The organism is Pseudomonas sp. BR20, from assembly GCF_050780135.1.
In the GTDB taxonomy this organism is placed as follows: domain Bacteria; phylum Pseudomonadota; class Gammaproteobacteria; order Pseudomonadales; family Pseudomonadaceae; genus Aquipseudomonas.
Genome location: NZ_CP172012.1, coordinates 325,001 through 338,010, shown reverse-complemented (window position 1 = coordinate 338,010; position 13,010 = coordinate 325,001). Strand labels below are relative to the sequence as shown.

Genomic DNA, 13,010 nt, shown 5'->3' with positions numbered 1-13,010 from the left:
CTTAGTAAGCGATACGGATATCGGCGAAACCCAACTCACGTTCGGCCTCGGGCGCTTCATCGAACAGCAGGCGATGAATCCGCCGCGCGGACGCCTGGAACTCCACGCCACCGAGGCTGTGCAGGCCGTATTGATGGCTGTGGATTTCCGCGCGCACGCGCCCCGGGTGCGGCGACAGCAACAGGATGCGATTGCCCACCACCAGCGCTTCTTCGATGGAGTGGGTGACGAATAGCAGGGTGAAGCGCACCTCTTCCCAGAGCAGCAGCAATTCTTCCTGCATCTTGCGCCGGGTCAGGGCGTCGAGGGCGGCGAAGGGCTCATCCATCAGCAGGATTTTCGGCTGCATGGCCAGGGCGCGGGCGATGGCCACGCGGGCTTTCATACCGCCGGAAAGCGTGTGCGGGTAAGCGTCGGCAAAGGCAGTGAGGCCAACTTTGTCTAGGTAGTGCAGTGCCCGCTCTTCGGCTTCGCGACGCGGTAAGGTTTTCGACGCCAGCAGCGGGAACATCACGTTCTGTTTGACGGTTTTCCACGGCGGCAACTGGTCGAACTCCTGGAACACCACGATGCGATCGGGGCCCGGCTGTTCGACCTTTTGCCCCAGCAGGCGGATCTCGCCTTCGCAGGGTTTGATAAACCCGGCAATGGACTTGAGCAGTGTGGATTTGCCGCAACCCGATGGGCCGAGCAACACGTAACGATCCGCCGGGTCGATCTCGAAGCTGACTTGATGAGTGGCCCGCACCACGCGCTCCGGTGTGCGGTATTCCAGGCTGACGTTATCCACCGCCAGCAATGGCAAGGGGGTGTGCAGGTTGCTGGCCGTGTGGCCTTGCAAGGGCGCGTTCATCTCAACTTCCTTGCAGGGGCTTGGCGTCCTGGAAGAAGTAGTCCTTCCACGATTCAGGCTTGTTTTTGATGGCGCCGACGCGGTAGAGGAACTCCGCCAGCGGGTAGGTGTTTTTCGGTGTGATGCTGAATTCGAACTGCGGGTTGTCGATGATTTTCAGCAACTCGGCGCGGTCGATCCTGGCCTTGGTGACACGGATGTAAGTATCGGCCGCTGCGCCTTTATCGTTCTGGGCGAACTGCGCGGCTTCGGTCAACGCCTCGACAAACGCCTTGTAGGTTTTCGGGTTGTCGTTGCGGAATTTTTCGGTGGCGAACAGCACCGTCGGCGAGTTTGGCCCCAGCAGGTCGTAGGTGTTCAGCACCACATGCACGTTCGGGTTAGCCAGGGCCTGGTCCTGGAATGGCGGGTTGGAAAAGTGCCCGGTCAATTCGGTGCCACCAGCGATCAGGGCAGCGGTGGCATCCGGGTGCGGGACGGCGACGGTGTACTTGTCGAGGCGATTGAATTCCTTGTCGCCCCATTGCTTAGCGGCGGCGTATTGCAGGAAGCGCGACTGCACCGACACGCCCACCGCCGGCACGGCGATACGGTCCTTGTCGGTGAAGTCGGCAATGGTCTTGACCTTGGGATTGTTACTCACCAGGTAGTAGGGGAAGTTGCCCAGGGAGGCCACGGCCTTGACGTTCTGCTTGCCGTGGGTGCGGTCCCAGATGGTCAGCAGTGGGCCGACGCCGGCACCGGCGATGTCGATAGAACCGGCGAGCAGTGCGTCGTTGACCGCGGCGCCGCCGGACAGCTGGGTCCAATCGACCTTGATGTCGAGGCCTTCCTGCTTGCCATATTTTTCGATCAGGTTCTGGTCGCGCACCACGTTAAGCAGCAGGTAGACGATGCCGAACTGTTCGGCGATGCGGATCTCGCCTTCGGCTTGCGCGGCCGTCGGCGCGACCAGGCTGCCGGCCAACAGGCTGACACCCAGGCCGACAGTCGCGGCCAGCCGTGCAAATGGAATGTTCCTGGACATGGTCATGCTCCGAATCAGAAAGGCGCGTCGCCCTGGATGGTGGTGCGAAACAGCTTGCGGCGCAGATGGCTCGGGCAACCGGCGGCCAGGTGGATCAACGAGCGGTTGTCCCAGAACACCAGGTCGTGGGGCTGCCACTGGTGGCGGTAGATGTTCTGCGGCTGCACGCTGTGGGCGTAGAGCTGGGCCAGCAGGTCGCGGCTTTCGTCTTCCGGCAGGCCGACGATGCGGGTGGTGAAGCCTTCACTGACGAACAGCGCCTTGCGGCCGTTTTCCGGGTGGGTGCGCACGATGGGGTGAACCACTTCCGCGACTTGGGCAAGCTGCTCGGGCGTCAACGTCGGCCGCCAGTTGCCTTCGAATTTGGTTTCGCTGTAGCGCGCGGTATAAGAGTGCGCGGCACTGCGGCCTTCAACGGCTTTACGCAGGTGCTCGGGCAGTTGATCCCAGGCTTTGTGCATGTCGGCGAACAGGGTATCGCCGCCTTCGGACGGCAGCTCCTGGGCGTGGAGCATCGAGCCCAGGCTCGGCAGCTCTTTATAGGACAGGTCCGAGTGCCAGAATTTGCCCGCGTCACCCAGGCCGATGGATTGGCCGTTTTCGATGATATTGGAGACGATCAGGATTTCCGGGTGGTTGGCCAGCAGGAACTGTTTGAGCACGTGGATTTGCAGTACGCCAAAGCGGCGACTGAAGGCGATCTGTTGTTCGGGGGTGATGCGCTGGTCGCGGAACACTACGACGTGATGGTTCAGGTGCGCGCGGTGAATGCGGGCGAAATCCTGATCGTTGACCGGGCGGGACAAGTCCAGGCCGATGATCTCGGCACCCACGCTGCCAGGCAGTGGTCGAATCTCGAATGCTTGGGCGCAGAGGGTCGCTGTTGGAACAGTAGAGGTGGCGGACATGAGGTCACTCCCGATCAGTCAGGAGAGTGACTTTATAGATATAAGAACGGTAATTTAAATACCGTTAAAGAATATCGATATAGGGGAATGTCGCAACATGGCACTGGCGCGTCAGACCCCGCAAAGCCTGCATGTGGGCCGCCGGAATCACGCGTTGAAACGCTTACAAGCCGAAACTGTGCTGGTTTGACAAGCTTATGGGCAGCCTCTAGTGTGCATTGGATCCAATTAGCCACCACTATTTTAATAAGGAGGATAGCGTAACCGTGACGCAGAAGCCGAATCCTTTGAACAGCATCAAGGTCAGCGGTCCTATTCCCGCCCATCTTGCTCGCTCCGTGATTGAAGAAACCTTGCGCAATGCCATCCTTGATGGCCGCTTGCCCTGCGGTACCGCCATGCGTCAGCAGGAGCTGGCCAGCCTGTTCGGGGTCAGCCGCATGCCGGTGCGTGAAGCCTTGCGCCAGTTGGAGGCCCAGTCGCTGCTGCACGTGGTCACCCACAAGGGCGCCGTAGTTGCACCGTTGATCGAAGACAATTCGGCTGAAACCTATGAGCTGCGAATGTTGCTGGAGTCTGAAGCCCTGCGCTTGTCGATTCCCTTGCTGACCGAAGCCGATATCGCCGAGGCAGACACGTTCATCTGTGCCCTGGAACAGGAAAAAGACTACACCGAGATTGGCCGTCTCAATCGCCTGTTTCACATGACCCTGTATAGCAAGGCTCCCAACCAGAGGCTGCTCAAGCTGGTGGAACACGGGCTGAATGAGGAGGAGCGCTTCCTGCGCTTCAACCTTGAGGCGATGGGGCTGGGCGAGACATCCCAGGAAGACCACCGCGAACTGCTGAACCTTGTGGCACAAAAGAAAGTCCAGGAAAGTATCCTGACACTGCGTAATCACTTGATGCGCGGGATGGAAGTGATCACAACCTATCTCAATAACCTGGATGCCAGCGGAGCGAAGACTCTCTAACAAGGTGTCAGGTCTCTTATCTTGCCCGCCAAGCGCCGCGGGGTTCCCTACCTGACCGGTGGCGCCCCGCGCAGAAGAAACTTCCCACTCTTATAAAGTAAGTTGCCGACAGCTTATATTATTTAGAAAAACATCTAATGCATTCATATACTCGCCAATTTGTTTAGCCCGCTTATTATCTTTCCTTACTAGACCAGACACTCAAATCGACCGTGCAGCCCCACTTGCGTGAGCGCTCGTGCGCGCAAAGCCTGGTTTACATCTTTTTATCTTCTTGCCGCATACAAAAGTCCAATGCTGTTTTAGCGGCAGACGCAATAACTTATAGGCATCAACCATGTACCAACCTTTGCTGGAACAAAGAAAACGGCTGTTGTGCAGCCATCCGTTATTTCTGGAAATAAGTTCGCTGGAAAAGTTACAACTATTCATGGAACACCATGTGTTCGCTGTCTGGGACTTCATGACACTCACCAAACGCCTGCAACAGGACCTGACCTGCACTCGCCTACCCTGGCTGCCACCGGCCGACCCGCAAGCCGCACGCCTGATCAATGAGATTGTGCTGGGCGAAGAATCAGACTCTCACCCCAGGCAAGGCCATTGCAGCCACTTCGAGTGGTACCTGGAAGCCATGGTCGAAGTCGGCGCCAGCACCTCGGCGATACACCGTTTCATTGCACTGCAGCACCAAGGCGTGGAAGCAAGCACTGCCCTGCGCATGGCCGATGTTCCTGCTGGCGCAGCGCGCTTCGTCAGTGACACGCTGCGCATGGCGCTGGAAGCCCCTACCCATTGCGTAGCAGCCGCATTCCTTCATGGGCGTGAGCGCGTCATCCCAAGTATGTTCGAACACCTCCTGCAGCCCGACACGCTCATCCATCGCAAGGCATCCGCCTTGTGTGGTTACTTCGAGCGCCACATTGAGGTGGACACTGAGCATCATGGGCGAGCAGCAGAGCAGTTGCTCGAACGCCTGGTGGGTGCCGACCCGACTTATCCGCAGCAGGCCCACGACGCAGCCCTTGCCGCCGTAGAAAGCCGTATCACGTTCTGGGACGAGGTGCAGGCCGCACTGCAAGAGGTGCACCCATGAATACGGCTGGCTACACCACCATCGCCGACGACTGGGAACGCCGCGCAACCATCCGAACCCGCCCTCGCCGCTTGCTGGAAGACGATGACAAGCTGATCTACCCACTGTGCCGTCAGCCCTTGGTACTCAGCGAGACCTTCATGGAACATTGCCCGCAGTGGCGCGACTTCGTGCTGGTGCAGAGCTTCTACAAATTCATCCACGACGTGGTTATTTTCGAAACCGAAATCGTCGATAAGACCGCGCGCAGCATTGCCAAGAATCGCTTCTCGCTGCCCTTCCCCCTCGCCTGTCGCGTTGATGCGATGACGGTTGTGGTGGACGAGGACTACCACGCCTTGGTGGCCCTGGATTTCATGCAACAGACTGTCGCAATGACGGGCATACAACCGCTCGACCTGCCCGGGCATATCGAACTGAGTCGTGCGTTGCCGGCGGCGCAGGCGCAGGCTCCGGCACACCTGAGCGATGCAGTAGAGCTGATTGGCGTAGCCATCGCCGAAAACACCGTGACCCACGATGTAGCAGCGTTTTCCAAGGACCGCAGTGTCAAGGCCTCCATACGAGGTTTGATGGACGACCACCTGTTTGACGAAGGTCGCCACGCGCAGTTCTGGACGCGGCTGGTGCGTATCTACTGGCAAGCCGCGAGTTCGGACGACCGTGACAGCATCGCCCACGTACTGCCAACATTCCTGGCGCACTATCTGACCAACGACCTGCAGAAAAACTTCGACCTGCACCTGATCGAACACCTCGACATCAGCGAGCGCCTGCGCGGTGTGCTGCGCGATGAAATATCAGCGCTGGCGTTCCCCATCACCCGCCAGCACCCGTTGATGAGCAATATCATGGGCTTCCTGCAACACAGCGGCTTGCTGCAAACGCCGAGTGTGGGGCAGGTGCTGAACGACTACCTGTCGGTGTCGCCATGAGGTGCCTGACCATCGGCTGGTGCGGCACAAGCAAGGCACTTGGCGAAATCAGGCTAATACTGGAACAGTACGGCCATGTGGCGGGGGATGAGGCCACCGACCTGTGGATTGAAGACGGTAGCCTGCCGTTGCCGGATGACCTGGGCGAAACCACCTGTATATGCCTGCGCCTGGGGGTGGGTCCGTTAACCAGCAGCGGGTTACCCACGCTGCAATTGCGCGCCTATGACCATGACCGACGTCTGTTTGCCGCGCTGGGCATTGCCGAGGAGCCCAGTGGTAACGGCCAGCGTCTGCGTCAGCAGGCAACAACTGCGCTGGTGGATTGGGTCGCGCTACTCGTCAGTGGCTTCTCACGTGACCCCGAGTCTCTCTCTAGAAGCGCGGTTGCCACTGACTGGCCCGAGCACGATTTGCACGGGCTAGAGCCGTTGGCATTCATGCATCGATTCAATCGCACGGCAGACCCCGATCTGATCCGGGAAGCCCAGGTGCCGGTGATCGAGCGGGTGCAGGCCAGCCTTAATCTGTTCGCCGACCGGCCGGCGCTGAACATGGCGGGGCACACCGTGACCTACCGCCAACTACACCTGCGGGCCATGGCGATTCAGCAGCGATTGCGCCCGCTGCTGGAGGCGCTTGAGGCGCCACCGGTGATCGGTGTATGCCTGGAAAAATCCATGGAGTTGTATGCCAGCATTCTTGCCGTGCTGGGCAGTGGTGCGGTGTACCTGCCACTCGGACCTGATCAGCCCGCCCAACGCCACCGGGCCATGCTCGAAAACGCCGGGGCGAGCGTATTGCTGGATGCAGGCCAGCATCCATTACGGGAGCGTTTCATTTCTCTGGATGTCAGCGCAGTCGAGCCGCTCAACGCCAACTCAGCATCCTCGTTGATGCACAATCGCCCCTGCGCGCATATACCGTGCATGGTGCTCTATACATCGGGTAGTACTGGCCAGCCCAAGGGTGTGCTGCTCAGCCAAGGCAACCTGGCACATTTCACGGCCTGGTTCAGGTCGTGCATAACGCTAGATGAACGGAGCCACGTCCTGCAATTTTCGCCCTTGGGTTTCGACTCGTCACTGATCGAAATCTTCCCCGCCCTGATTGCCGGCGCCGAGTTGATCGTACCCGGCGAGGAACAGCGACACGACCCTGGACAACTGGTGGAATTGCTCCGCCGACAGCGTGTCACTCATGCCTTCCTGCCGCCTGCGCTGCTCAATATCCTGCCGCTGGATCCCCCCCTGGGCGTGACGCATCTGCTTACCGGTGGCGATGCCTGCGAACCCCATGTAATCGAGCGTCTGGCAGGACAGTGTCAGTTGCACAACCTCTATGGCCCCACCGAAACCACAGTACTGATTACGCACCGGACGCTCGAGCCCAATGACAATAATCGTAATGTCGGCCACCCCATCGCCAATAGCCAGGTGCTGATCCTCGATGACGATCTGCAACCGGTGGACGAGCGGGTGATGGGCGAGCTGTACATCGTCGGGCCCGGAGTGAGCCTGGGATATGTGAATGCGCCGCGGCAGGCTGACAGCCCGTTCGTCGAACTGCTGGTGCCAGGCGGCCAAACGCTGCCGGCCTACCGCAGCGGCGACTTGGCGCAGTGGACCGCCGAAGGCATTGTGCTGGGTGGGCGTCGCGACGATCAGGTAAAGATCCGCGGCTTTCGGGTCGACCCCCGGGAGATTGAACAATGCCTGCGCAGCAGCAGGCTGTATCGTGAGCTGGCCGTGGTGATCGACCATGAAAGCAGGATCTGCGCCTTTGTCGCCCAGCCCGAACCCAACGCTACGCTGGTGGCCTTGCAGCAGCATGCGCGCCAGTGGCTACCGAACTACATGCAACCTGGTTTCTGGGTGGAACTGCCAGCCATGCCGCACAGCAACAACGGCAAAGTCGACCGCAAGGGGCTGCTGTCGCGACCCTTCCAAGCCATTTTGCAGGCCACTCCCCGCGCTGCGCACACGCCACTTCAAGCGCGATTGAGCGACCTTTGGGGTGAGCTGCTGGACTTGCCCACCAGCCAGTTGCCCATCGATGAAAGCTTCTTCGCACTGGGCGGCCATTCGATTTTGCTGTCGACACTGTTGTTGCGTGTTCGCGAGCAATTTGGCCGTAGTTTCGCGTTGAGCCATTTCATTGAAGTACCGACTATCCGTACGCTCGCAACACTGATGGAGGATGGTGAGCTGCCCGACGCATCCTCTGCCCAAGCGGTCATGGACGCTCAACGGGAGTGGGTGATCAATCCGTTGCAAGGGGACCGCGCAGGCAATCCGCACAAGGTGATCGTGACGGGGGCCAACAGTTTCGTCGGCGTCCATATTGTCGAGGCGTTGTTGAACGCCGGTGCCACCGAGGTCGCGTGCCTGGTGCGTGACTTGCCGGGGAATCCTGCGATGGCTCGTTTTACCCAGGCGCTGCGTGACTACCAGCTGGAACAGCTGGACTTGAGCCGGGTACGAGTATTTGCCGCCGATATCAGCCGGCCGCGATTGGGCTTGGCCTGTGACGCGTACGACGCACTCGCCGCAGACTTTGGCGCGCTGGTGCATAACGCAGCAAGGGTCAACCACGTAATGGACTACGCCTCACTGGCCAGAGACAACGTCGCCCCCATATTCGAATGCCTGCGCCTATGCGAAACCCGCTGCAAAAAAGTCTTCAACTTTGTCTCGACGTTGTCGGCCGCCAGCAGCATCGGCACGATGGGGCATGTGCTCGAAGCTCCGGCGGCAGACACCCTGCCGCTGTACATCCGAAATGGCTACAACCTCTCCAAGTGGGTAGCCGAGCGGGTCCTGGGACGTGCAGTTGAGCAAGGAGCCTGGGTGAACATCCATCGCCCTGGAAATATCAGCTTCAACAGCCATAACGGAGTCTGCCAGCCACAGAAGAATCGCCTGATGTTGATGCTCAAGGGGTCGCTGCAGTTGGGCATGCTGCCGAGGCTGGATCTGAATTTCGACCTGATGCCCGTGGACTTTCTGGCTCGCTTCATTGCGTTCCACTGCAATCGCTTTCAAGCCGATAGAAACGTATTCAACCTGCACAACCCACAACCCCTGAGCTGGGAGCACTACCTGGATGCATTCATCCGGGCGGGCCACAGGTTCGAGCGGGTCAGTACTGCGTATTGGCAGCAGACGCTGCGAACGGTGAGCCAGGACAATGCGATGTTTGGTGTACTCGGGTTTTACCTTGATCGACTGGATGAAGACATCGGTGACACCTCGATGATCCTCCATGACAACGCGCAACGCGGCGTTCAGCAGATGGGTGAGCAATACCCCGAAAAAGACCCGGCACTGCTGAGTAAAGGCTGCAACTACCTCAAGGCCATCGGCTTTCTTTGAACCGATTCAGGACAACTTCATGAAACCGCTGCAACCCGATACGTTAATTCATAACCCGAACGGCCAGCCGATAGTGTCCTCTGTGGTGATCGACTGCCATGCTTCCCGCCTGTGGAACCTAGTGGGGCAGTTTGCAGGCTTCGATGCGTTCATCCCTTCCTTGACGCATATCGAAATGACCGGCAACGGAGTGGGCGCTTTACGCACGAAATTTTTCCGCGATGGCAACCGCGTCGTAGAACAGCTCAATAGCCGGGAAGAGCACGCGATGCACATGACCTGGACCATGATCTACAACACCCTGGGCGTGGCCAGGTTGTGGGCGTCGATCAAAGTAGAAGCGCTTGGAGCGCACTGCTCCAGAGCAACCTGGACCATCATTGCCGACCCCTTGGACACGGCACAGGTGGGATTTGAACAGTTTGTGCAGGGCTTCGCCGACAGCGCGCTGGACAATGTCCGCCGCTTGCTGGGTAAGCGGTAGGAGCGAAACGGCTCGCTCCTACTCGTACACTCAGCGGGTCAGATCTTGAAGCTGTCGACCAGCTGCTTCAACCGATTGGCCTGTTGCGACAACGCATCGCAGTCTTTCAGGGTTTCGTTGAGGTTGGTCACGCCCTGCTGGTTCAGCAGGTTGATCTGGTTGATGTCGACGTTGAGGGTTTCCACCACGGCAGTTTGTTCCTCGGTGGCCGCAGCGACGGATTGGTTCATGCCGTCGATCTCGACAATTCGCTGCGTTACGCTGACCAGGCGCTCACCGGCCTGGTTGGCAACCTGGACACTTTCCTCGCTGGAGGTCTGGCTGGCATTCATGGTGGTCACTGCCTCACGCGAACCCACTTGCAGCGAAGTGATCATTTTATGAATCTCCTCAGCCGACTCCTGGGTACGGTGAGCCAGGTTACGCACCTCGTCGGCGACCACGGCAAACCCGCGTCCGGCTTCCCCGGCACGTGCTGCTTCGATCGCAGCGTTCAGTGCCAGCAAGTTGGTTTGCTGGGAGATACCTTTGATCACATCAAGGATGTGGCCGATATTGTCGGTGCTGGCGTTCAGGGTTTCGATCTGAGTGCAGGACAGGCTGATCTTCTGCGACAGCTCCGACATTGCCAGGATGGTTTGCTCGACCACTTTACGCCCATCATCGGCCTGCTCGCTGGCACCGCTGGCGTGCTGTGAAGCATCGGCGGCGTTACGCGCGATTTCCTGGGTGGCAGCCCCCAGTTCGTTGATTGCGGCGGCCACGCTGTTGGTGCGTGCGCTTTGCTCATCAGAGCCGATGATCGAGGCGTTGGATGATGCCATCACACGCTGAGACAGGTCATGCACTTGACGTGTTGCAGAAGACACTTCGGAAATCGAGGCGTGGATACGCTCCACGAACCGGTTGAACGCGCTGCCCACTTCACCGAACTCGTCTTTACTGGTGACCGTCAAGCGGCGAGTCAGGTCGCCCTCACCCTGGGCAATGTCCTGCATGGCAATGCCCATGGTGGTCAAGGGCCGCAGTAACACTTGAATCAGCAGGCTCAACAGCACGGCAATCGCAACTACGGCGATCAGCATGGCGATCAATGCAGACGTACGGAATTTACCCAGCGGTGCGTAGGCTTTGTCTTTATCAATCGACAGGCCGATATACCAATCTGCACCGGGCAGGCCACTGATAGGCGTGAACGACAGAATGCGGTCCTGGCCCTTGAGAACTACGTCCTGATTAACTTTCTCAATACGGACGTTAGTGCCTGGGTAGATGTCCTTGAGGTTTTTCATCACCTGGTCCTCGTCAGGACTTACGATGACTTGGCCGTCTCCGCTGACCAGAAACGCATGGCCGATGCCGCCGAAGTCCACCGAATTGATGATTTTCACCAGAGTTTGCAGGCTCAGGTCTCCGCCGACCACACCGAGCAACTCACCGTTCTTTTTCACCGGCATAGCGATAGTTACGATCTGCCCACCTACGGCGGCCATATAGGGCGGCGTGAGCATGGGTTTATCGGCAGCCACGGCTTGCTTGTACCAGGGACGCTGACGAGGGTCGTAGCCGTCAGGCATTTTTGCGTCCGGGCGCTGGGTGAACACACCGTTGGTTTGACCAACATAGGTGAACTGGAAGTTCGAAGTGAACGCCGGTTGATCGACCAGTCCCGGGAGATCAACAGCGCTACCCTGATGGGCAACGTTTTGCGTCAGACTTTCGAGCACCAGTATTCGACCACTGAGCCAGTTCTGCACACTACTGGCGGTGAGCTCGCCGGATTGCTGGATAGACGACTCCAGATTCTGTTTGATTGTGCTGCGCTGCAGATAATCGTTGTAAAGGGTGAATAACGCGAAGGCCAGAACCACAACGCCTGACGCGGCCAACAGAATTTTATGACTGAACTTGAGATTCATTTCATCGACTTCTTTTTGCCAAAGGGGGTGAGCGTGCCGAGAGGAACATTCCATGTAACGGTATAGGCGGCGTCTTGGCCGCTCTATTTCGGTGCACGCATAGCTCATCAGGCTGTCGGCCAAGCAGGAGGAAAACTTAGGGAATTGTGGGACGAATCGTCTTTTTACGTAGGAAGCCGACCAAAGGTTGTCGTACAAGATGTAGGTGTAAGGACTTCATCCCTTCAAGCGGTGCGACAAATTTTCATTAATACCTGTGTCGCGCTTTTAAAAATAGGCTGGCGCCATGAACCTGATGTTTGGAGCTGGATAGGCGTATCTGCTCGCTTACAAAGTTAATAAACCCTCTAAACGACAAAACCCCTGTCTGCATGGGCAGACAGGGGTTCTGGAATTTAATCTTGACGATGACCTACTCTCACATGGGGAAACCCCACACTACCATCGGCGATGCATCGTTTCACTGCTGAGTTCGGGATGGGATCAGGTGGTTCCAATGCTCTATGGTCGTCAAGAAATTCTGTGTATCGGAGCGTTGCTTTAGCAACGTACCGATGAAATTCATGGACTTCTACATAAACGAAACCCCTGTCTGCGTTAGCAAACAGGGGTTTCGGAATTTAATCTTGACGATGACCTACTCTCACATGGGGAAACCCCACACTACCATCGGCGATGCATCGTTTCACTGCTGAGTTCGGGATGGGATCAGGTGGTTCCAATGCTCTATGGTCGTCAAGAAATTCGGGTACTGAGTCGCGGCCAGCTGGCCTCGCTTCAGCAAATTGGGTATGTGACAGCTATCGGTGTTTTGTGAGCATCGAACTTTCGGTTCATTGCGTCTTCACACACCGCAATCTGATGCTCTTTCGAGTATTCAAATTGCTTGGGTGTTATATGGTCAAGCCTCACGGGCAATTAGTATTGGTTAGCTCAACGCCTCACAGCGCTTACACACCCAACCTATCAACGTCGTAGTCTTCGACGGCCCTTCAGGGGACTCAAGGTCCCAGTGAGATCTCATCTTGAGGCTAGTTTCCCGCTTAGATGCTTTCAGCGGTTATCTATTCCGAACATAGCTACCCGGCAATGCCACTGGCGTGACAACCGGAACACCAGAGGTTCGTCCACTCCGGTCCTCTCGTACTAGGAGCAGCCCCTCTCAAATCTCAAACGTCCACGGCAGATAGGGACCGAACTGTCTCACGACGTTCTAAACCCAGCTCGCGTACCACTTTAAATGGCGAACAGCCATACCCTTGGGACCGGCTTCAGCCCCAGGATGTGATGAGCCGACATCGAGGTGCCAAACACCGCCGTCGATATGAACTCTTGGGCGGTATCAGCCTGTTATCCCCGGAGTACCTTTTATCCGTTGAGCGATGGCCCTTCCATACAGAACCACCGGATCACTAAGACCTACTTTCGTACCTGCTCGAC

Annotated in this window: 9 protein-coding genes and 3 rRNA genes (1 of these 12 cut by a window edge); 5 read left to right on the top strand and 7 right to left on the bottom strand. The window is 57.9% G+C overall.

What is annotated here, in order from left to right:
* Window position 1: 1 nt before the first annotated feature.
* From ACHPFG_RS01540 to ACHPFG_RS01530, 3 genes are read right to left on the bottom strand one after another with little or no spacing between them, the layout of a single operon-like run.
* On the bottom strand, window positions 2–853 hold the full coding sequence (locus tag ACHPFG_RS01540; RefSeq protein ID WP_431701416.1) for an ABC transporter ATP-binding protein: 852 nt from the start codon (window positions 851–853) through the stop codon (window positions 2–4).
* A gap of 1 nt (window position 854) precedes the next feature.
* Window positions 855–1,880: an ABC transporter substrate-binding protein gene (locus ACHPFG_RS01535; protein ID WP_431701415.1), complete on the bottom strand. Its 1,026-nt coding sequence runs from the start codon at window positions 1,878–1,880 to the stop codon at window positions 855–857.
* A 14-nt stretch (window positions 1,881–1,894) separates the two neighbouring features.
* Complete coding sequence (locus ACHPFG_RS01530; protein WP_431701414.1) at window positions 1,895–2,788, bottom strand: TauD/TfdA dioxygenase family protein; 894 nt, start codon at window positions 2,786–2,788, stop codon at window positions 1,895–1,897.
* Window positions 2,789–3,054: 266 nt separating this feature from the next.
* Between ACHPFG_RS01530 and ACHPFG_RS01525 the strand changes: the two genes are divergently transcribed.
* From ACHPFG_RS01525 to ACHPFG_RS01505, 5 genes are all read left to right on the top strand, one after another.
* Window positions 3,055–3,762: a GntR family transcriptional regulator gene (locus ACHPFG_RS01525; RefSeq protein WP_131700471.1), complete on the top strand. Its 708-nt coding sequence runs from the start codon at window positions 3,055–3,057 to the stop codon at window positions 3,760–3,762.
* 337 nt (window positions 3,763–4,099) lie between these two features.
* Window positions 4,100–4,858, top strand: coding sequence for a DUF3050 domain-containing protein (locus ACHPFG_RS01520; protein WP_431701413.1), 759 nt, complete (start codon window positions 4,100–4,102; stop codon window positions 4,856–4,858).
* On the top strand, window positions 4,855–5,793 hold the full coding sequence (locus ACHPFG_RS01515) for a diiron oxygenase (protein ID WP_431701412.1): 939 nt from the start codon (window positions 4,855–4,857) through the stop codon (window positions 5,791–5,793). Before ACHPFG_RS01520 ends, ACHPFG_RS01515 begins: the two co-directional genes overlap by 4 nt.
* Window positions 5,790–9,167: an amino acid adenylation domain-containing protein gene (locus ACHPFG_RS01510; protein WP_431701411.1), complete on the top strand. Its 3,378-nt coding sequence runs from the start codon at window positions 5,790–5,792 to the stop codon at window positions 9,165–9,167. Before ACHPFG_RS01515 ends, ACHPFG_RS01510 begins: the two co-directional genes overlap by 4 nt.
* A 19-nt stretch (window positions 9,168–9,186) precedes the next feature.
* Window positions 9,187–9,651: an SRPBCC family protein gene (locus ACHPFG_RS01505; protein ID WP_131700467.1), complete on the top strand. Its 465-nt coding sequence runs from the start codon at window positions 9,187–9,189 to the stop codon at window positions 9,649–9,651.
* A gap of 38 nt (window positions 9,652–9,689) precedes the next feature.
* Here the strand turns inward: ACHPFG_RS01505 and ACHPFG_RS01500 are convergent, their stop codons facing one another.
* The 4 genes from ACHPFG_RS01500 to ACHPFG_RS01485 all read right to left on the bottom strand — a co-directional run.
* Complete coding sequence (locus tag ACHPFG_RS01500) at window positions 9,690–11,570, bottom strand: methyl-accepting chemotaxis protein (RefSeq protein ID WP_431701410.1); 1,881 nt, start codon at window positions 11,568–11,570, stop codon at window positions 9,690–9,692.
* Window positions 11,571–11,969: 399 nt separating this feature from the next.
* A 5S ribosomal RNA gene (rrf, locus tag ACHPFG_RS01495) occupies window positions 11,970–12,085 on the bottom strand.
* A gap of 109 nt (window positions 12,086–12,194) precedes the next feature.
* A 5S ribosomal RNA gene (rrf, locus tag ACHPFG_RS01490) occupies window positions 12,195–12,310 on the bottom strand.
* Between the two features lie 157 nt (window positions 12,311–12,467).
* Window positions 12,468–13,010, bottom strand: a 23S ribosomal RNA gene (locus tag ACHPFG_RS01485) (it continues 2,349 nt past the right edge of the window).